At 61.7% G+C, this 19,462-nt stretch carries 16 protein-coding genes; 8 read left to right on the forward strand and 8 right to left on the reverse strand.

Annotated elements, in window-relative coordinates; genetic code table 11:
- Window positions 1–54: 54 nt before the first annotated feature.
- A complete protein-coding gene (locus L1K66_RS06525) occupies window positions 55–2,055 on the forward strand; it encodes an alpha/beta hydrolase family protein (protein WP_252260144.1) in 2,001 nt (666 codons plus the stop codon).
- 86 nt (window positions 2,056–2,141) lie between these two features.
- On the opposite strand, the gene L1K66_RS06530 is transcribed toward L1K66_RS06525, so the two are convergent.
- Window positions 2,142–2,738, reverse strand: coding sequence for a hypothetical protein (locus L1K66_RS06530; protein WP_252260145.1), 597 nt, complete (start codon window positions 2,736–2,738; stop codon window positions 2,142–2,144).
- A gap of 227 nt (window positions 2,739–2,965) precedes the next feature.
- Here L1K66_RS06530 and L1K66_RS06535 point away from each other — a divergent pair, with 227 nt between their 5' ends.
- Complete coding sequence (locus L1K66_RS06535; protein WP_252260146.1) at window positions 2,966–5,854, forward strand: TonB-dependent receptor domain-containing protein; 2,889 nt, start codon at window positions 2,966–2,968, stop codon at window positions 5,852–5,854.
- Window positions 5,855–6,014: 160 nt separating this feature from the next.
- Here L1K66_RS06535 and L1K66_RS06540 read toward each other — a convergent pair whose 3' ends face one another.
- The 3 genes from L1K66_RS06540 to L1K66_RS06550 are packed head-to-tail and all read right to left on the reverse strand — an operon-like array spanning window position 6,015 to window position 9,387.
- On the reverse strand, window positions 6,015–6,926 hold the full coding sequence (locus L1K66_RS06540) for a class I SAM-dependent methyltransferase (RefSeq protein ID WP_252260147.1): 912 nt from the start codon (window positions 6,924–6,926) through the stop codon (window positions 6,015–6,017).
- 11 nt (window positions 6,927–6,937) lie between these two features.
- Window positions 6,938–8,653 carry a putative 2OG-Fe(II) oxygenase gene (locus tag L1K66_RS06545; protein WP_252260148.1) on the reverse strand — a complete coding sequence of 572 codons (1,716 nt, stop codon included), beginning with the start codon at window positions 8,651–8,653 and terminating at the stop codon, window positions 6,938–6,940.
- Complete coding sequence (locus L1K66_RS06550) at window positions 8,650–9,387, reverse strand: 2OG-Fe(II) oxygenase (protein WP_252260149.1); 738 nt, start codon at window positions 9,385–9,387, stop codon at window positions 8,650–8,652. Before L1K66_RS06550 ends, L1K66_RS06545 begins: the two co-directional genes overlap by 4 nt.
- 142 nt (window positions 9,388–9,529) lie before the next feature.
- Here L1K66_RS06550 and L1K66_RS06555 point away from each other — a divergent pair, with 142 nt between their 5' ends.
- From L1K66_RS06555 to L1K66_RS06580, 6 genes are all read left to right on the forward strand, one after another.
- Complete coding sequence (locus L1K66_RS06555) at window positions 9,530–10,702, forward strand: acetyl-CoA C-acetyltransferase (protein ID WP_252260150.1); 1,173 nt, start codon at window positions 9,530–9,532, stop codon at window positions 10,700–10,702.
- Window positions 10,703–10,727: 25 nt separating this feature from the next.
- The gene (locus L1K66_RS06560; protein WP_034952341.1) at window positions 10,728–11,513 is read left to right on the forward strand and encodes an SDR family NAD(P)-dependent oxidoreductase; all 786 of its coding nucleotides are present in this window, start codon (window positions 10,728–10,730) and stop codon (window positions 11,511–11,513) included.
- Between the two features lie 121 nt (window positions 11,514–11,634).
- A complete protein-coding gene (locus L1K66_RS06565) occupies window positions 11,635–12,573 on the forward strand; it encodes an alpha/beta hydrolase (RefSeq protein WP_252260151.1) in 939 nt (312 codons plus the stop codon).
- Between the two features lie 112 nt (window positions 12,574–12,685).
- Window positions 12,686–13,657, forward strand: coding sequence for a c-type cytochrome (locus tag L1K66_RS06570; RefSeq protein WP_252260152.1), 972 nt, complete (start codon window positions 12,686–12,688; stop codon window positions 13,655–13,657).
- A 234-nt stretch (window positions 13,658–13,891) separates the two neighbouring features.
- The gene (locus L1K66_RS06575) at window positions 13,892–14,764 is read left to right on the forward strand and encodes a crotonase/enoyl-CoA hydratase family protein (RefSeq protein WP_252260153.1); all 873 of its coding nucleotides are present in this window, start codon (window positions 13,892–13,894) and stop codon (window positions 14,762–14,764) included.
- Between the two features lie 63 nt (window positions 14,765–14,827).
- Window positions 14,828–15,328, forward strand: coding sequence for a MarR family winged helix-turn-helix transcriptional regulator (locus tag L1K66_RS06580; protein WP_252260154.1), 501 nt, complete (start codon window positions 14,828–14,830; stop codon window positions 15,326–15,328).
- A gap of 84 nt (window positions 15,329–15,412) precedes the next feature.
- On the opposite strand, the gene L1K66_RS06585 is transcribed toward L1K66_RS06580, so the two are convergent.
- The 4 genes from L1K66_RS06585 to L1K66_RS06600 all read right to left on the reverse strand — a co-directional run bounded on the left by L1K66_RS06585 (window position 15,413) and on the right by L1K66_RS06600 (window position 19,460).
- A complete protein-coding gene (locus tag L1K66_RS06585; RefSeq protein ID WP_034952344.1) occupies window positions 15,413–16,411 on the reverse strand; it encodes a type II secretion system F family protein in 999 nt (332 codons plus the stop codon).
- A gap of 18 nt (window positions 16,412–16,429) precedes the next feature.
- Window positions 16,430–17,401, reverse strand: coding sequence for a type II secretion system F family protein (locus L1K66_RS06590; protein ID WP_034952346.1), 972 nt, complete (start codon window positions 17,399–17,401; stop codon window positions 16,430–16,432).
- A gap of 130 nt (window positions 17,402–17,531) precedes the next feature.
- Window positions 17,532–18,812: a pilus assembly protein CpaE gene (locus L1K66_RS06595; protein ID WP_034952349.1), complete on the reverse strand. Its 1,281-nt coding sequence runs from the start codon at window positions 18,810–18,812 to the stop codon at window positions 17,532–17,534.
- Between the two features lie 3 nt (window positions 18,813–18,815).
- Window positions 18,816–19,460, reverse strand: a complete 645-nt coding sequence (locus tag L1K66_RS06600; RefSeq protein ID WP_252260155.1) for a CpaD family pilus assembly protein — start codon at window positions 19,458–19,460, stop codon at window positions 18,816–18,818.
- Window positions 19,461–19,462 lie beyond the last annotated feature (2 nt).

Consider the following 19,462-nt stretch of genomic DNA (forward strand, 5'->3'; position numbering starts at 1 on the left):
TGAGGCGCACCCGTGGGGGACTTACTGGAAGAACCAACGGGAAGATTTGCAATCATGAACCTTTTGAAGAAGCCTCTTATGGCGGCGATGCTTGGTGTATCCACGCTGGGCCTCAGCGTTTCCGCACCAACCGAAACACAGGCCACCGGCACCGTTCCGATCGATGTCTGGGCGCTGCGTGATGTCGTGAATGCTGTTCAGATCTCTCCGGACGGGAAGCACCTGCTGGTGCACATCAACCCGAGCCGCGAAGGCGATTACCTGCTCCAGATCTACAAGACCGATGATCTGTCGAAGCCGTTCCGCACCCTGAATGCCGATCCGATGGAAATCACCGGGGCCGGATGGGTCAGCGACAATCTGATCTTCGGCAGCGCATGGCAGATCAAGCGCGAGAGCGTGCGCCGCCAGGAAGGTGACGTGCGCAATTACGCGAGCTATTTCTACAATCTCGACACCAACAAATTCCAGCAGATCGAAGGCAACTTCTCGATCGTGGAACGGCTTCCGGATGAACCGAACCACATCCTGATCGCCTCAGGCGCTGCCGTTGACGGCGGGCTTGGCAACGATCCTGCTGCCGCCTTCCGCCCGCGCTCCTATTTCAAGCTGAACCTTGAGACGGGTTCCCGCGAGCTGGTGATGCGCGGAACCAGCAAATACGCCAACGTCACCTTCGACAACAAGGGCAACGCCCGATACGCGCAGGGCATCGATAGCGACCTCAAAATCAAGTCGTTCTATCGCAGGCCGGGCGAAACGAACTGGAAACAGTTCGGCGAGGAAATCGACCAGAACGATCCCGATAACCTCTACCGCCTGCTCGCAGGCTTCTTCGGTGTTGTCGGCTTCCACCACGAAAACCCCGACCTCGGCTATATCATCGACACCCGCGATGGTGACGACAAGGCCGCGCTGTGGCTGTTCAATTTCGAAACCGAGCAATATGTCGAAAAGCTCTTCCAGGCCGAAGATGCCGACGTGATGGGCATCGGCCTGCACTCTATCCCGGGCAACGACAAGCTCGCCTTTGCGTCCTATCCGGGCGAAAAGATGATGCGTCACTGGTTCGACGAAGAGGAAAAGGCGCTTTACGAAGCGCTTGAGCAGCAGATTCCCTATGCGCATCAGTTGAGCATTTCGAGCCGTTCCTATGACGGGCGGACAATGGTCGTGTTCAACAACGGCCCGCGCGATCCGGGTTCGTTCTGGCTGGTGAAGGACGGGCAGCTGGCAAAACTTGGCAGCCGCAATCCGTTGATCGATCCGCAGCAACTCTCGGACGTCAAGTTCATCCGCTATCCCGCCCGGGACGGCAAGCTGACGATCCCCGGCTATGTCACCGTACCCAAGGGTGAGCCGCCGTTCCCGCTGATCGTGCTGCCGCACGGTGGCCCGGCGGTTCCCGAAGTCGTGACCTATGACGAATGGGGGCAGCTGCTCGCCAATGCCGGCTACATGGTGTTGCAGCCCGGCTATCGCCAGACGGTCGGCTGGGGCAAGAAGCATTTCGATCTCGCCTATCACGAACACGGCGGGACGATGCAGGACGACAAGGATGACGGCGCGCTCTGGCTGGTGGAGCAGGGCCTCGTCGATCCTGACCGGATGGCGATGTTCGGTTGGTCGTACGGCGGCTATGCGGCACTCGTCGCTGCTGCCCGCGAAAACAACATCTATCAGTGCGCGATCGCCGGTGCTGCGGTGTCACGCCCAGAAATCTGGTACAACGACATTAAGCGGGGCATCCGCGCCAAGGCGCTGGATGACTGGTTCCAGGGCCGCGGCGTCTATTACGGCACCAACCCGTACAAGGAAGTCGACAAGGTCAACATCCCGCTGCTGATGGTTCATGGCGAAGACGACAGCCGCGTGCTGCTGTACCACATGACCGATTACCAGAAGGCGTTCGAGGCGGCCGGCAAGCAGGGTGAATTCGTCACCCTCAAGGATGCCGATCACTTCTATCGCACGCTGATGTACACCCACCAGCAACAGTTCTACACCAAGATGCTCGATTACCTCGCGAATGATTGCGGCCCCGGCGGCCTCTGATCACGCGATTACGCTACAATAGAAAAGGGCCCGTCGGTTGCGGCGGGCCCTTTTTGTATCTTGCGGCAAGTGCTTGACGCGAAGGGTTATTCCACCCGCCGGCCTTTGATCCCGGTCTGCCCGGCGATACGGACAAAAAAGTAGCCCATCGTGGCCTTCTTGAATTCCACCGCGTCCCCATCTTTGATCGTGCGAAGCCGTGAAGGAATATTGTTTAGCTCCCACACCGCGCCCTCGGCAGTGGTGAAGCGCGCCGAATTGCGCCCCGTGTAGCGAACGCTGGCGATAGTTGTCTCGAACAGTTCGTCGGCCTCATCGCCGCCGCCGAAAAGACCGATATTTGGCAGCGAGAAGCCGAACAGGCTGCGGCGGGTTTCGCGCACGTCTTCCTTGTCGATGACCTGAACATCGCCCGCATCATTCGCAGCGAGGATCGCGCCGACTGCTCTGTCAAAGCAGGCCAGGCGCGCCATATCATCGGTAAGCGTCTGGCAGGTCTTCAGATTTTCGACATAGTCGGGCTGGGCGGTGGGAGCATCGTCTTGCGCCGCCAGCGGGGCCGCTCCGATCGCGAGGACACTCGCCGCCATTCCTGCCAACATCTTAGGCATCAGCGGTGATTGCAGCGATTTTGGCATAATCAGAATTCTCCCTTTTGCCGATCCCGGCTTTTGCCCGAGCATAGCGCAGGCTGGCGCCGAACAGCAGTCCTAATGCGCCGTGCCCGTGTCAGCAGTTAGTCACACATGAAACTGTAGCGTGTTTGCCACAGGTCCACAGCAACCTTGTGATGGGTGCCCCTGATAGATTGCGAATAGCGCAACGAATGTCATAGAGGCGAAACACACGGGTAGCTGCCCGTACGTGTGAATTGTGCGCCATTTCGGCGTACATATCCAAGGGGACTAAAATGAACCGCTTTAGCAAGGGCTCGCTCCTGGCTGGCACCATCATGGCAGGCGCCATGATCGCCACTCCGGCTTACGCCCAAGACAACGAAGAAGGCGCCAGCGAAGGTAACGTAATTACCGTCACCGGCTCGCGCATTCAGCAGCGCAACGTCGAAACCGCCGCTCCGGTGGCTGTCGTCGCCGCGGAGGAATTCCAGCTTTCGGGTACGGTCAACGTTGAAAACGTCGTCAACACCCTCCCGCAGGTCATTCCGGGCACGACTTCGTTCTCGAACAACCCCGGTAACGGTACCGCCACTCTGAACCTGCGTGGCCTCGGCACCACCCGTACCCTGGTTCTCGTCAACGGCCGTCGCTGGGTGTCGTTCGACACCGCGCAAATCGTTGACCTTAACACCATCCCGTCGTTCCTGCTCGACTCGGTCGACGTTGTGACCGGTGGTGCATCGGCCGTTTACGGTTCGGACGCACTCGCAGGCGTCGTGAACTTCAACCTCAAGAAGGTTGAAGGCCTCGAAATGGGCGGTCAGTACTCGATCACCGAAGAAGGTGACGGCGCTCGCTACCAGCTGTACGGCGCGATCGGCACCAGCTTCGACGATGGCCGCGGTAACGCTACCGTCTTCGCCGAATACTACAACCGTTCGAGCGTTTTCCAGGGCGACCGTCCGTTCTCGAACTTCGCGATCGGCGCTGAAACCTTCGATGACAACCTGCAGCAGTTCGGTTCGTCGACGCTTCCCAACGGCGTGATCCGTTACTTCGGCGACGGTGACCGCACCGGCACCGATTTTGCCGCCAACCGCGCAGTTGTGTTCGACGACACCCCGGGTGATTTCCGCACCCGCACCGGCGACACCTACAACTACGCGCCGGTCAACTACCTGCAGATCCCGCAAGAGCGTTATCTGCTGGGTGGCTACGCCGACTATGAATTCACCGATGGCCACACCGCCTACACCGAAGTGACCTACGTCAACAACCGCGTGCAGCAGGAACTCGCTGCTACGCCTGTGACCGGTACGTTCAACGTCGATCTCGCGACCATTCAGCCGTTCCTCAACGCGGCCGAATTCGCGCAGCTTCAGCAGCTGGACAACACCGAAACGACCGGAACCGCTGACGGCGTTCTGTCGCTGTTCCTGCAGCGTCGTACGGTTGAAACCGGTGCGCGTAACTCGCTGGACGAGCGTAACGCATTCCGTGTTCTGGCAGGTGTGAAGGGTGGGATCACCGACAACCTGTTCTACGATGTGTACTACAGCTATGCGCGTACGCGGAACGCCAACGTTCAGGCAGGTAACATCTCGCGCTCGGCCTTCCAGGCTGGACTCGACGGAACCGGCACCGCGATCAACATCTTCGGTCCGAACACTCTGACCCCGGCGATGGTTGCGGCCATTTCGATCCAGGCGCAGAACGGCGACATCTCGACTCAGGAAATCGCATCGGGTGCGATCTCGGGTTTCCTTGGTGAACTCACCTCGGGTGCCGGTGATGTCGGCTTTGCGGTCGGCGCCGAGTATCGCAAGGTTGCTTCGCAGTTCATTCCTGACACTGCACTGTCGTCGGGTGACGTGATCGGCTTTAACGCTGGTCAGGCTACCGAAGGCGGCTACGATGTGAAGGAACTCTTCGCCGAACTTAACGTCCCGGTCTTCGACAACGGCATGCAGCGTCTCGAATTGAGTGGTGCAGCCCGTTATTCGGATTACAGCCTCGACCGCGTCGGCGGCGTCTGGACCTATGCCGGCGGTGTCGAATTCGACGTGATCCCGGACATCAAGCTCCGTGGTCAGTACCAGCGTGCGGTTCGCGCTCCGAACGTGGGCGAACTGTTCGGCGGTCTGGCAATCGGCTTCCCGGGTGCAACCGACCCTTGTTCGCAAACAGGCGCGATCACCGATGCCGGTCTTAACGCACTGTGCGTTGCCAACGGCGTGCCCGCTGCGTCCGTCGGTAGCTCGGCGATCCAGATCAACGCTCAGATCCCGGCGCTGTTCGGTGGTAACCCGAACCTCGGTGAAGAAACCTCGGACAGCTGGACCGTTGGTGCGGTTCTCCGTCCGTCGTTCCTGCCGGGCCTGACGCTGACGGCTGACTACTTCAACATCACCATTGAAGACGCAATTACCACCGTTGGTCTGCAGACGCAGTTCGATCTGTGCTTCGGCTCGTCGGGCGCGCGTAACCTGTCGGATACCGCGTGTCTGCCCTTCGTTGGTGTGCGTAACTCGGCCGGTATCATCGACGTCAACAACCCGCCGCGTCTCGGCGGCCAGAACGTGGCCGAGTTTGCGGTTGCTGGTGTTGACATCGAGCTCAACTACTCGACCGACGTTGGCTTCTCGCTCTTCGGTACCGATGGTTCGCGTTTGAACTTCAACATTCTCGCGACCTACACCGACGAATCCAGCTTCATTCCGCTGGTCGGTTCGCCGCAGGTTGATTGTGCTGGTCTGTTCGCAGGTCAGTGCGGTGAGCCGACGCCTGAGTGGAAGTGGAACTCGCGTCTGTCGTGGATCGACGGACCGGTGACCACCTCGATTCGCTGGCGTCACCTCGGCAGCGTCACCTCGGAGGACTCGGTTCTCAACGGTGGCTCCGTCGACTATGCGTCGTTCAACGGTATCGATCAGATCAGCAGCTACGATCTGTTCGACCTGACCTTCTCGGTTGAAGCGAGCGACAACGTGACCATCACTGCTGGTATCAACAACCTGTTCGACAAGCTGCCGGGCACTCCGCTGTTCGACGCGAACGGCATTGTGACCAACCGTCCGAACAGCCTCCTGCTTGGTGACAACCAGGAGCAGGCGAACACCTACCCGAGCACCTACGACGTGCTGGGTCGTGACTTCTTCATCTCGGCCGCGTTCAAGTTCTAAGAACTACGCGGCTCTGATAAGAGCTACAGAATTGGGGCGGTGGACTTCGGTCCGCCGCCCTTTTTCGTTGGCATTTTGCAAGAACCCACGGGGGAGGAAGACGCACCGAACCCTGCGCGAGAAGACGCGCTAAGCTCCAAAATTTCAGTGAGGTTGGGGGTCAGCCCAGGAGCAGGAAATCGGCGAGTGCCCGACCCGAAGGCTCGCGCACCTCAGTGGTTTCACGAAGGCCCATCCCATGAACGCCGAAAACGGCGATCAAAGCCGGTCGATTGTCGGCAGTCCCGCATGCACCCGACAGCGATCTGATCCGCCCTATCTCATTGGCAGCCTGATCGGTGATCGCCGTAATCGTCGCCTCGACTGATTGAAGGCCGTCTTTCTCGCCCATGATGCAGGCCCGTCGCAAGGCTTCGGGGATTTCCCATGCGGGGCTGCTCGACCCGAATTTCGCTTCGCCAAGAATTGCCAAGGCTGCCGCGACTTGCGCCGCCACGCCCGCCCCCGCGCCCGGGGTGTTGAGCGCTTTTCGCACCGCGTCAGCTGCGTTCACTTCGTCAAGCACCCAACCGATCTCGGTCTGGCGCGCGAGGTTGTGTTCCAAAATCGGGCCGTCCCCGCGATGGACCATTAGCCCGGCAGCGCCGCCGGGCTTCAGCACCCGCACGATTTCGGCCGCGGTGGCTGAGGTGTCGCCATATTCGAAACCGAACTGGCTGACGACTGCATCGAAGCTCGAGTCGTCGAACGGAAGGAATTCCATCTCAACCCCGCCCTGGATCTTGGTCCCCTCAGGTGCTGGCGGCAAATCGGGTGCGAGGTCTATCCCTTCGAGCACGAGATCAGGGCGCGCCTCGCGCATCCAGCGCAGCACGCGCCCGTCGCCGGTGGCGAGATCAAGGACACGCGCGCCCTCGGGCAAATCAGCGATGAATCCGTACCAAGCCTGCTTCTGCGCCTCTTCGATCGCCGCCCAGCGTTCTGGCAGGCAGCCATTGGCTCCGCTGGCGGTGTTCCTTGCCCAGAAATCGCTCCAGGCGGCGGCGTCTTGTGCGCGTGCATCTTCAGTCATGGTGTAGTGCTCTAGCGCGCCTTTGTCACTACGTCGAATGCAATGGTCATCCGTTCGGAATCCGGCCCGCCACCGGCTCCGAACGGTGTGGTTCCGTGGTAGAGGGTGGAGGGAAACAGCGCGAGATGCCCTGTCTTTGGCTGGATGCTGCGCACCGGCGGCAGGTCTAGGCCGAGATCGGGAGGTGGCCGCCCGATTTCGAGCCAGCCGAATTGCTCCGGTCCTTCGGCAGCGGGCGGCACCACCAGATAGGCGGCGGAAGAAACGATCCCCTGCGGGTGGATATGCGCGGTGTGATAATCCCCTGCGCCTGTGCCTCCGCCGGTCAACCGCACCGACCACGATCCTTCCAGCCGCCACGGCGTCTCGCGGTGGCGAAGCAACGGGTGACTTTCATCCAGCGCGGGGAGATCGCCGCGATACGCTTCCAGCGTGGCCCGGATGGCTTCGTGCAATTCCGCCAGCAGCGGTTCTGTCCGGTGGAACAGAATGCCGCGTGTCTGGGTTCCTCCGCGCAGGCTTTGGCCCAGCGGCATGGCCGATCCCGCGTGCAACACGCGCAGTTCGGCAACGGCATCGTCCACCAGCCCGTCTCGACCGACCAGCGGGCGCAGCTGCACCAGCCCTGCCTGCTCGTGCAACCATTCCGCCCGAGCATCCCCGGCAACGCGCCACGCCATGCCGCGCAGCGCCCAGGCGTTGATGTCCCACGGATCATTCGCCAGTGCGCGATCGAGCAGCGCCTCTGCCCGTTCGATCTGTCCGGCGCGGATACGGTGGCGGGCTTCGTGAAGGGCGCGCATCGGCGTATCGAGCTGCAGCCCGGCAAAGATCGCGTCGGCCCGCTCCCAGTCGCCTGCAGAACCGGCGTGCACCGCTTCGAGAAGTGCGAAATGGGGTTCGTGCGGGAACCGTGCGCGGGCCTCGGTCGCGACTTGCGCGGCCTGTTCAGCATAGTCCAGCCCGGCAAAAACCTCGGCGTGCGCCGAGGGAATGTTAGGGTCCTGCGGAGCCTTTGCCGCCGCCGCGCGAAAGGGCGAGGTGAAGTCAGCTTCTCCCGCCGCAAGCTTGAGCCCGGAGAAGAACTCCAAGGCGGCAATGAAGCCGGGAGCCTGATCGCACAATTGCTGCGCGATCAGGCGCGCGCCCTTGATATCGCCAGCAACATCAAGCGCCTGCGCCTTGCCCAGCCAAAGATCGGCGTCGCCCGGATTGACCGCCAGAGCCGCATCAAACCGCGCGACCGCATTGCGCTCCCCACGTTCGAGCGCCACTCGGGCACGGCCATGCAAGGCTCGCGGGTGGCGCGGCTCCAGCCCCAGCACCACGTCATACCAATGCGCAGCCTCAGCCGCCTCCCCCATTGCCCGGTGCGAAAGCGCGCGCACGCTGCCATAACGGGGAACCGTGCGGCCCTGCTTTTCGAGCTTGCCGAGCGCGTCGATTACTTCGCCGTGGCGGTTCAGCCTTTGCAAGGCAATCGCGTGGTTGATCGCGTAATCGAGCATGGCCGGCGCGAGCGCACAGGCGGCTGCGAAATGCGCGATCGCTGTCACTGCGTCGCCTGATTTCAGCGCCAGATCACCCGCAGCATCGGCCAGTGCGGCATCGCCAGGATGCGCCTTGCGGGCTTGCTCGGCGATGGCGCGGGCTTGGGTGAGGTTGTTTTGCTGCATCGCCATACGGATGCGCACCATCGCCTCTGCCGGAGTCGGCGTGCTCGTCATTGGCTGCGCAGCCACCCCGTCACCGCCATCCGGCCCACCGGCGCGAAGGGTGGAACGTAACTGACCAGATGCGATTGCGGCACCTTGAACAGGTTGAGCGCGTTGAAGCGCGGGCGGAACCCTTCGACCACGTCGCCTTCGTCATCGAGGAACAGCAGATAGCCGCCCCAGTCCGGGTGCCAATCGGGCGGCGCGAAGTTCAGGACATAGGCGACTTCCCACCCTTCGGCGACATGGCTGTCGATATGGCGGCCAAGATAGTGGCCGGGCGCGAACAGCGATGCCTGGCCATCGGCCTTGATCAGATTTGCCATTCCGGTGACTTCGCGAGCCAGCGCCATGAAGGGTTCGGAATTGATGTGTTCCAGCAGGATTTCGTGCGGGCCGCCGGGGTCCCATCCTTCCTGTATCGCAGTCAGGATCGGGTAATGGGCAAAGCGAAAGCCGTATTCACCCCGCGCAGTGTTGTTTTGCGCGTCCATTGCGGCAGCATTGACCCGCTCGGCACCTTGCGGCGTGCGGATTTCCTCAAGGCGGAAGCTCTGGCGGTTTTCGTCGCCTGCACCTGTCGCCATGCCCCACGGCGTGCCCTTGGCCAGCACGGTTGCCACTTCGCGAGCGGTCTCCGGGGTCAACACGTCGCGCACTTGTACCCGCCCGTGCGTTGCAAAGCGGCGGGCGAGGGCGGCGCGATCCAGTGCGGGATTGAGTTCGAACAGCTTCTTCATCGTCATTTCACCGATAGCGACTGCGCGATGCTTCGCGCAAGCACACTGACGAAGATCAAACAGCGCATTTGGCCAGTTGATTTAGACCGCGCGCTCCCATAGGTCGGTGGCAAAGAACAACGTTTACGTAAACGAGAGGATACCCCTTATGACCACAGCCTATATCGTCGAGGCGGTCCGCACCGCCGGGGGCCGTCGCGGCGGCCGCCTTGCCGGGGTGCACCCCGTTGATCTGCTGGCCAAATCGCTCGACGCGGTTGTCACCCGCAGCGGGATCGATCCTGCCGCCGTTGACGATGTCGTCACGGGCTGCGTCACGCAGGCGGGCGAACAGGCGATGCAGGTCGGGCGCATGGGCGTGCTCGCGTCCAAGGTGCTGCCGCAGAGCACTCCGGCGGTGACGATCGATCGCCAGTGCGGATCGAGCCAACAGGCCATCCAGTTCGCAGCGCAGGCCGTGATGAGCGGCACGCAGGACGTGGTGATCGCCAGCGGCGTTGAAAGCATGAGCCGCGTGCCGATGGGTTCGAACGCGACCTTCCACATGAAGGAAGGGCTGGGCCACTACATGTCGCCCGAGCTTCAGGGGAAATACCCCGGCGTCCAGTTCAGCCAGTTCATGGGCGCTGAAATGATCGCCAACAAGCATGGCTTCAGCAAGGACATGCTCGATGCCTTCGCGCTGGAAAGCCACAAGCGCGCCATCGCCGCGACGCAGGGCGGGGCGTTCGAAAACGAGATCGTGCCGGTGGAAATCGAAACCCCCGAAGGTACCGAAATGCACACGGTGGACGAAGGCATCCGGTTCGACGCCACGCTTGAAGGCATCGCCGGGGTCAAGCTGATCAACCCGGAAGGCAAGCTGACAGCGGCCTCCGCCAGCCAGATTTGCGACGGTTCGTCGGCGGTGCTGGTGGTGAGCGAAGAGGCGCTGAAGCGTCACAACCTCACCCCGCTGGCGCGCATCCACAATCTGACGGTGACGGCGGGCGATCCTGTGATCATGCTCGAAGAGCCGCTGTTCGCGACTGACCGTGCGCTGCAGCGTGCGGGCATGACAATCGGCGACATCGACCTGTACGAAGTCAACGAAGCCTTCGCCTCTGTCCCGCTCGCGTGGCTCAAGCACACCGGCGCCGATCCGGAAAAGCTCAACGTTCACGGCGGGGCGATTTCGCTGGGGCACCCGCTCGGCGCATCGGGCACCAAGCTGATGGCGACGCTGGTTCATGCGCTCAAGCGTCACGGCAAGAAATACGGCCTGCAAACCATGTGCGAAGGCGGCGGTGTCGCCAACGTCACGATTGTAGAGTCGCTCTGATCCAACCCTCGAGAGGAATACGATAATGGAAGTTTCAGCAAACACCCCTGCAGTTGTCACCGGCGGCGCATCGGGCCTTGGCGCGGCAACCGCGCGGGCGCTCGCAGCCAAGGGCGCGAAGGTCGCCATCTTCGACATGAACGAAGAGAAGGGCAACGCCATGGCCGCTGAAATCGGCGGTATCTTCTGCAAGGTCAACGTGACCAGCGACGAAGACGTCGACGCCGGCTTTGCCAAGGCGCGCGAAGCGCACGGGCAGGAGCGTATCCTTGTGAACTGCGCCGGTATCGGCAACGCGATCAAGACCGCCAGCCGTTCCAAGGAAGACGGATCGATCAAGCACTTCCCGGTTTCGGCCTTCGATTTCGTGATCCAGGTGAACCTGATCGGCACTTTCCGCTGCATCGCCAAGTCGGCGGCGGGCATGCTGACGCTCGACCCGCTTGACGAGAACGGCGAACGCGGCGCGATCGTCAACACCGCGTCTGTCGCCGGTGAAGACGGCCAGATCGGCCAGGCTGCCTATTCCGCATCGAAGGCTGGCGTGATCGGCATGACCCTGCCCATCGCCCGCGACCTGATGAACGAAGGCATCCGCGTGAACACAATCCTGCCGGGCATCTTCGACACCCCGCTGCTTGCTGCCGCGCCGCAGAACGTGCGCGACGCGCTCGCCGCATCGGTGCCGTTCCCCAAGCGTCTGGGCGTTCCGGACGAATACGCCAAGCTGGCGATGTGCATGATCGAAACCGGCTATTTCAACGGCGAAGACGTGCGCCTCGACGGCGCGATTCGCATGGCCCCTCGCTAAACGATCCGCCTTTACGGCAAACCGGAACGCCGCCTGCGCCACGGGTGCGGGCGGCGTTTTCGTGCTTCCCGTCGAGACCCCTTCTGGGTTAGCCCTGCCTCTTGAGAGAAACGACAGGGGAATGGTCACCATGCGCCGGATCGCGCAATTCGTGTTCGCATTGGGCCTGTTGCTGGCGGGGCTGTTGCCGTCAGCCGCGTATGCCCAAGCCAGAGCGGAACAGGGCCGATTGCTCGAATATCAGGGCATAGCCGCCACCGGCCTGCCCGATCAGCGACTGACGATCTGGCTGCCGCCCGGCTATGACGAAGGCACGCAGCGATACCGCGTGCTTTACATGCACGACGGGCACAATCTGTTTGATCCCGCCAAATCCAATTTCAACAAGATCTGGGCGGCGGACAAGGCGATGTTGGCGGGGATGGCTGCCGGAACAGTCGAACCGCATATCATCATCGGCATCTGGGCCCCCGGGGTGGATCGATACCGGCAATATCTGCCGCGCCCGATCCATGATCGTGCCTCCCCTGCGCTGCGAGCCAAGATGGACGAGCGCGCACAGGGGGCGATGGTGTCGAAGGCTTATCTCGACTGGATCACCGGCCCGCTGAAAAGCTGGGTTGATGCGCAGTTCCGCACCCTGCCGGGGCGCGATCACACCGCCATTGTCGGATCGAGCATGGGTGGTCTGATGAGCTGCTATGCCTTCATGGAACGGCCCGACGTGTTCGGGCGGGCGGGCTGCGTCAGCTCGCACTGGCCCGCAGTCGATCCGCGCGATGTCGCGGGGGTGGATGACGAATTGCAGGAAATCCTCGATCAATGGTTTGCCGAAAGGCTGGGGCAGCCGGACGGGCGCAGGCTGTGGCTGGATCACGGCACCGCGACGCTCGATGCCTATTACGCGCCCTATCAGCAGGTGGTCGACGCGAGGATCGCGGCGCAAGGCTGGCCAAGGGGCAAGGACTGGGAAAGCCGCGTCTATGAAGGGGCCGAGCATGAGGAGAACGCCTGGGCGGCGCGCTTGCCGGAGATCTTCGGCTGGCTGCTGGCGGACTGAGCGGCAGGCACGGCCCTTTGCCACCCGCCTGCTTGTGACCTATTGCAGTGATCGGGCAAGGCACTCGCCCGCGTCGGGATCAGCGGGTGCGTAGCTTCGTGAGGGAAGTTCAATGAACGAAACATCTGCTGCGCCGCGCCGATCGCGGCAAACCGGCCTGACGCTGTTTTTTGTTGCTGCGATCATCGCCGGGCTGGTGATGCTGGTGCATGTGTCCTCCGGCCCCGATGCCGCGCCGCCAGACGCAGGCGCGCCCGTCGCGGCCGATCTGGCCGGGTTCCAGCCGCCCAACGAATCCACCATTCCCGACGGGCCGGAAGGCGACTCCATCCGGCGCGGCAAGGAATTGTTCCTGCGCACCGGAGAGCTGGCGACGCAATATGTCGGCAGTGGCCTGACCTGCGGCAATTGCCACCTTGATGCGGGGCGGACTGCCAATGCTTCCCCGATGTGGGCTGCGTGGGGAATGTATCCTGCCTATCGCACCAAGAATGACGCGATCAGCACGATGGAAGACCGCATTCTGGGCTGTTTCATCTATTCGATGAATGCGCAGGCCTCCCCCGCCGGAGCGCCGCCGCCCCCGGGTGATGATATTTACCGCGACATGAGCATGTATTTCGCATGGCTCGCCAAAGGGGTGCCGGTGGGGCAGGAGATGCCGGGCAGGGGCTTCCTGAAGCTTGATGTTCCAGCCGACGGTTTCGATCCGGGGCGTGGGGCCGCCGTATATGAAGAGCATTGCAGCGTGTGCCACGGCGAAAACGGGGAAGGGGTCGGCAATCCCGACGGGACTTACACCTATCCCCCGCTGTGGGGCGATGCTTCGTTCAACTGGGGCGCAGGCATGTCGAAAACGGCCAATGCGGCGGGCTTTATCAAGGCGAACATGCCGTTCGGAATGGGCTACACCCTGACCGATCAACAGGCATGGGACGTTGCCGCCTATGTTACCAGCCGCGAACGGCCGCGCGATCCGCGCCAGACCGGTTCGATCGAGGAAGCGCGGGCACGCCATCACAAGAATGGCGATTACTACGGGCAGATGGTCGATGGCGATCTGCTGGGCGATGGCGTGCCCTGAGAATTGCTGCGGGCTTTCCTACCTGCATCTGTTTGCCCTATTCCTTTCGCGTTTGCCCGAGGCTGCGAGTGCGGGCAGGAAAGCGATTGATTGGGAGCCCGACGCCTTGCATCCGGAAGTTCACGCCATGGTCCATGGAAATCGCCGGAAAGTCGCGGTTTTCCGGCGATTAGCGGGGATTCCCGATATTTTTAAAACACCCGTTTCAGTGTTCCATTCCAAGGGAGAGAGACCTTGACCGATTACACCCAGATTATCGTCGACAAGACCGCCGGGATCGCCACGATCACGCTGAACCGCCCGGACAAGATGAACGCCTATACCCGCACGATGGGCGCGGAAATCATGGCGGCGATGGACGATATCGACGCGGATGACGATGTGCGTGCGGTGATCTTCACCGGATCGGGGGAGCGGGCTTTCTGTGCCGGGGCAGACCTGACGCCGGAGGGCGGGGGGCAGGTGTTCTCCGACGCGAGCGAGGTTGAAAGCCTGTCCGACGAGCGCGTGCGCGACGGGGGCGGGCGGCTGACGCTGCGACTGTTCGAGAGCAAGAAGCCGTTGATCAGCGCGTGCAACGGCGTGGCAGTCGGCGTCGGTGCGACGATGCAGTTGGCGATGGACATCCGGCTTGCTGCGTCGAATGCGCGCTATGGCTTCGTCTTTGCAAGGCGCGGGATTGTGCCCGAAGCGTGCTCGAGCTGGTTCCTGCCGCGCATCGTCGGGATCAGCCAGGCGCTCGAATGGTGCTATTCTGGCCGGGTGTTCGATGCCGAGGAAGCGAAGGCGGGCGGGCTTGTGCGGTCAATCCACACCCCTGACGACCTGTTGCTTGCCGCACGTGCGCTGGCGACAGAAATTGCCGAGAACACTTCTGCGGTGTCGGTGGCGATGACGCGGGCGATGATGTGGCGCCTGATGAGCACCGATCACCCGATGGAAGCGCACAAGATCGACAGCCGCGCGATCTATCGCCTGTCGCGCGGGTCCGATGCGAAGGAAGGGATCGCCAGCTTCCTTGAAAAGCGGCGCCCGGCCTATCCTGACAAGGTTAGCGAGGACATGCCCGACTTCTATCCGTGGTGGGACGAACGCCCTTATGAATGACGGGCAGGTGGCTCTGGCGGGGCGATCTTGCCAGCGCGGTGGTTTCATGGGAAACCACTTGTCATGAACGACATGACGGACGCGCCCGCACGGGGCGAGAGCACCTATCAGCTTTCGGGCTTTCTGCCCTATCAGCTTTCGATTGCGTCGAACGCCGTCAGCAGCCTGATCGCGGAGCGTTATCGCAAGCGGTTCGGGCTGAAGATTACCGAATGGCGGGTGATGGCGGTGCTGGGTGATGCCGGACAGCGGGGAGGGCGGCTGACGCAGCGCGACCTGACCGAGGCAACCTTGATGGACAAGGTCGCGGTAAACCGGGCTTGCAAGGTGCTGGAGGATCGCGGCCTTATCGCTCGCGCTGCCAACGAACAGGACGGGCGTTCGCATCTGCTTGAACTGACGCCCGATGGCCAGGCGATCCACGGCGAAGTCATGCCGATTGCCAAGGCGACCGAGCGCGAATTGCTCGAAGGGCTCGACCCGGCCGAGGAAGCCGCGCTGCGCACCATGCTGGAAAGGGTGCGCGAGCGTGCGGCAAGCCTGAGCGGGGCGACGCGTCGTTGAATGCAAACGGGGCCGACCGGGATGATCCCGACCGGCCCTTTCGCATACGGGGTGCGCCTTACCCCGTAACCGGTGTGGTTCGACCTAGTCCTTGTTGATAAGGGCGTCGGAGATCGAACAGGCCGCCGGGCCGAGAATGACGATGAACAGCACCGGCAGGATGAACAGGATCAGCGGAACCGTCATGATCGCGGGCAGGCGCGCGGCCTTCTCTTCGGCGCGCATCATGCGTTCGTTGCGGAATTCCGCCGAAAGCACACGCAGCGCCGATGCCAGCGGAGTTCCGTAGCGTTCGGTCTGGACCATGGTGGTAACCACGCCCTTCACCGCTTCGAGATCAACGCGGTATGCGAGGTTGTCGAAAGCCATCTTGCGTTCGTTGAGGAAGGACAACTCGATCGCGGTGAGCGCGAATTCGTCGCCCAGTTCGGGATAGGCCCGCCCCAGTTCCTTTGCCACGCGGTTGAAGGCAGCGTCTACAGTCAGACCGGCTTCGGCACAGATCACCAGCAAGTCCAACGCGTCGGGCAGACCCTTGCGGATTTCGGTGGTGCGCTTCTGCGCCTTGTTCGAAAGATATAGCTCAGGCCCCTTGTAGCCGAGGAACAGCATCATCGCCACGGCGCCCAGCCGGGTCATCGGACCCCAGTCAGGGAAATATTCGACGACATAGATCATCACGAAACCAAGAGCGCCCAGCACGATCGGCAGCACAGCGCGAAGGCCGATGATGATGACGGCCAGTTCCTTGTTGCGATAGCCGGCATGGGCCAGCTTCTGCTGCACGTCCTTGATCTGGCTTTGCTCAAGGACATTCATCTTGCCCAGCGAGCTCTTGACCTTGTCAGTCGTATCGGTCTTGCGCACCAGGCTGGTGCGTTTCTTCGATCCCGAGGTGACAATGCCTGCCTTAAGCTCGTCGCGCCGCTCGTTCAGCGACTTGACGCGCTTGGCCATCGGGTCCTTGATCGTGACCGCGGCATAGATCGCCATCAGGATTGCGAAGGCGGCAAGCCCGGCAAGTATCGATCCGACGAGGACTACGTCAAAGCCGAGAAGGGTTGGTCCAGGTGTCTGGTTCATGATGAGTGTGTCCCCGGATCAGATCTCGAAGCTGACCATTTTGGCCATGATGAATACGCCGATGCTCATCCAGACCAGCCCGCCAAGGCCAGCAACGATCAGCCGTTCTTCGTAGAAGAAGCCGCCGATGTAGTCCGGGTTGATCCAGTAGATCAGGCCGAAGACGATGAAGGGCAACGAACCGACGATGTAGGCGGAAGCTTTCGATTCCGAGCTCATCGCCTTGATCTTCAGCTTCATCTGGGCGCGCTTGCGCAGCACGTCGGCGAGGTTGGAGAGCGTCTCTGCAAGGTTACCACCCGTTTCCCGCTGGATTGCGAGGGTGATGCAGAAGAAGTTGAATTCCGGGATGCCCAAGCGATCGGCGGTCTCCTGGAGCGAATCCTCCATGGTCTTGCCGATCTTGATGCGTTCGACGATGCCCTTGAATTCGAGCCCCACTGGGCCAGGCACTTCCTGTGCCACCACACCCAGCGTTTCGGTTACCGGAAGGCCGGAGCGCAGACCGCGCACGAGCAATTCAATACCGTCCGGAAACTTCGCATTGAACTGGTTCGTCCGGCTGTTGATCGCAAATCCGACAACAAGGTGTGGCACACCAAGGCCGACAACCGCACCAATTCCCAGCGACAAAAGCAATGCACCCGTTTGCAGGAACATCAGCACACCGACAACGAGGATGATGCCAAGCGTCGCATAGACATATTGCGACACAGTCCAGCCCTTGCCGGTGCGGTCGAGCCGCATCTCCAGAGCTTCGACCCGCGAGCCGGAGCCCGCCACACGATGCGTTTTGGGTTTGCGGGCTGCAATCGCCTTTTTGAGCTGCGATTCCACCTTTGTGTCGGTGTTTTCCGAATGCCGGTAGCGCAGCGATTCAAGGCGACGCTTTTGCGCCTTTCCTGCACCCGATCCGGACACAAGAATGTAGCCGGCCACGAGCACGGAAAAGATGATCACCGTGACGATCAGGGTCTGAAAAAAGTCCATGTCGGCCTCGTGCCTCGCCAGTTACTGTTGCGCGCCAATTTGGCGCCTTGCCTCGAAACTAAGGGGCCGGGCCCCTTGCTTTTGCCGGTCGGGTGGAGGGCAGCTGGGCCGCCGTCCACCTTTCAGAAACCTATTCGGCCGGCTCAGCTTCGGTCTTGTCTTTCTTCGCCAGCAGGCTCTTGAGATCGAAGCCGCCAAGCAGCGACTTCTTCTCTTCGCCGACCGACGACAGATCATCTTCGCTCGCGCCAAGGACGCGCTCGGCGATCTGCTTGATCACAGCAGTTGCCTTGCTCGACTTGTTGGCTTCGACGAAGACCTGACCAAGCTTGGCCGCATTCGATGCGGCCTTGATGTCGTAAGGGACAACAAAGTCGATCTTGCGCTCGATCGACGCCTCGAAATCGGCCTTGCTGATTTCAGCAACTGCAGGCTGCGCCTTGTTGGCGATGATCATCGGATGCGCATGCGCTGCATTGGTCTTGAGCCACGAAAGGATGCGGATCGTATCACGTGCCGATGCCAGCGTGAGTTCGCAGGTCAGCATGACCAGATTTACGTCAGCAAGAAGATGCGGGAAGTTGATCAGCATGTTGCGCGGCAGATCGATGACGGTCATTTCGAACGCCTGACGGAATTCTTCCTCAAGCTGAACGAAAGCGGCACCATCGGTCATCAGCGGCTGGCTGATCGGGGCTTCTGCCGACAGGATCGACAGATTGTCATTGGCCCGGATCATGGCGCGTTCGATGAACAGTCCGTCGATACGGCTCGGGTTGTCGATTGCATCAGTCAACCCGCGGCCCGGCTCCAGATCCAGCGCAAGTGCGCCCGTTCCGAAGTGCACATCGAGATCGAGCAGTGCGGTGGGCGAATTGTGGTTGGAGCTGAACAGCCATGCAAGCGAGGTTGCGAGCGTCGATGCGCCCACACCGCCACGCGTACCCACCACTGCGGTGGAAATGTGCCGCTTGACACCGTCACCATCACCCGACTTGGGCGAAGAGAAGACTGCCAGGGCGCCATTGAGCGCATCATGCACCGCCTGAGCATTGAGCGGCTTGAGCAGGTAGTCATGGATGCCGCTGGCGAGGAGATCGCGGTACAGCCGCACGTCGTTGACCTGGCCGATGGCGATCACGACTGTGCCGGGTTCGCAAACCTCGGCAAGGGCATTGATGTCGTTGAGCGGATCGCCGCTTTCCGAAAGGTCGACGATCAGGATCGCCGGGCTGGCGCTGACCGACAGTGACTGGACTGCATTGCGCAGACCGCCCTTGTTGCACTTTTCAGGCGCCCAACCCATCTCGATGACCACCGGACGCAGAACGTCGAGCGCGGCATCGTCGCAGATATAGGCGGCAAAGGCATCGCGATTGCCGGGAAGACCCGATTTCCAAGGAGCGTTCATGGATCAGTTACCTCCGCCTGCAGCTTGTTGAAGACCGCCGGCACCCGTGGGTTCGGCGTCACGATATGTCTGGATGGCCTTGCTACCCGTCGCGACAACCGTTTCGCTGTCGCCCTGCTGGCCTTGCAGCAGGTCTTCGGGATTGGCGACCATGGCCGCCATGTTGCCGTTGATGGCACAACCGAAGCCCGGGCTGGTGGCATTCATGTAGTTTGCATCGGACTTGGCGCTCCAGTCGGGGCAGCCGGGTACCGAAGCGCTCGAGCGGGTGATGATCACGCGAGCCTGTCCGGGTTGGAGCAGTCCTGACGTGGTCGGCGCGACCGCGCTGACCATGAGGCCATAGCGACCGGCGAGATCGTTCACCGCCGTAGTGACCGCAGGGTTGCTGGCCGGATCTTCAATGGTGATGCGATCACCATAGCGAAGGTCCATGGTTTCAAACCAGCCGTTCAGGCGCTGTTGTTCGGAGATCGAGAGGCCGCTTTGCGACGTGTCGACATCCATCGTGAAGTTTGTGCGTTCCACCACCGGCTGCTTCATGCTGTAAAGCGAGGTGTTGGTTGGCATGCCTGCACAACCTGCCGCTGCGAGGCCGAGCGAAAGGGCGACTGCGCCCATCAACTTGCTGTTTCTTGCGATGTTCATGA

Source organism: Erythrobacter aurantius (assembly GCF_023823125.1).
GTDB classification, from domain to species: Bacteria; Pseudomonadota; Alphaproteobacteria; order Sphingomonadales; family Sphingomonadaceae; genus Erythrobacter; species Erythrobacter aurantius.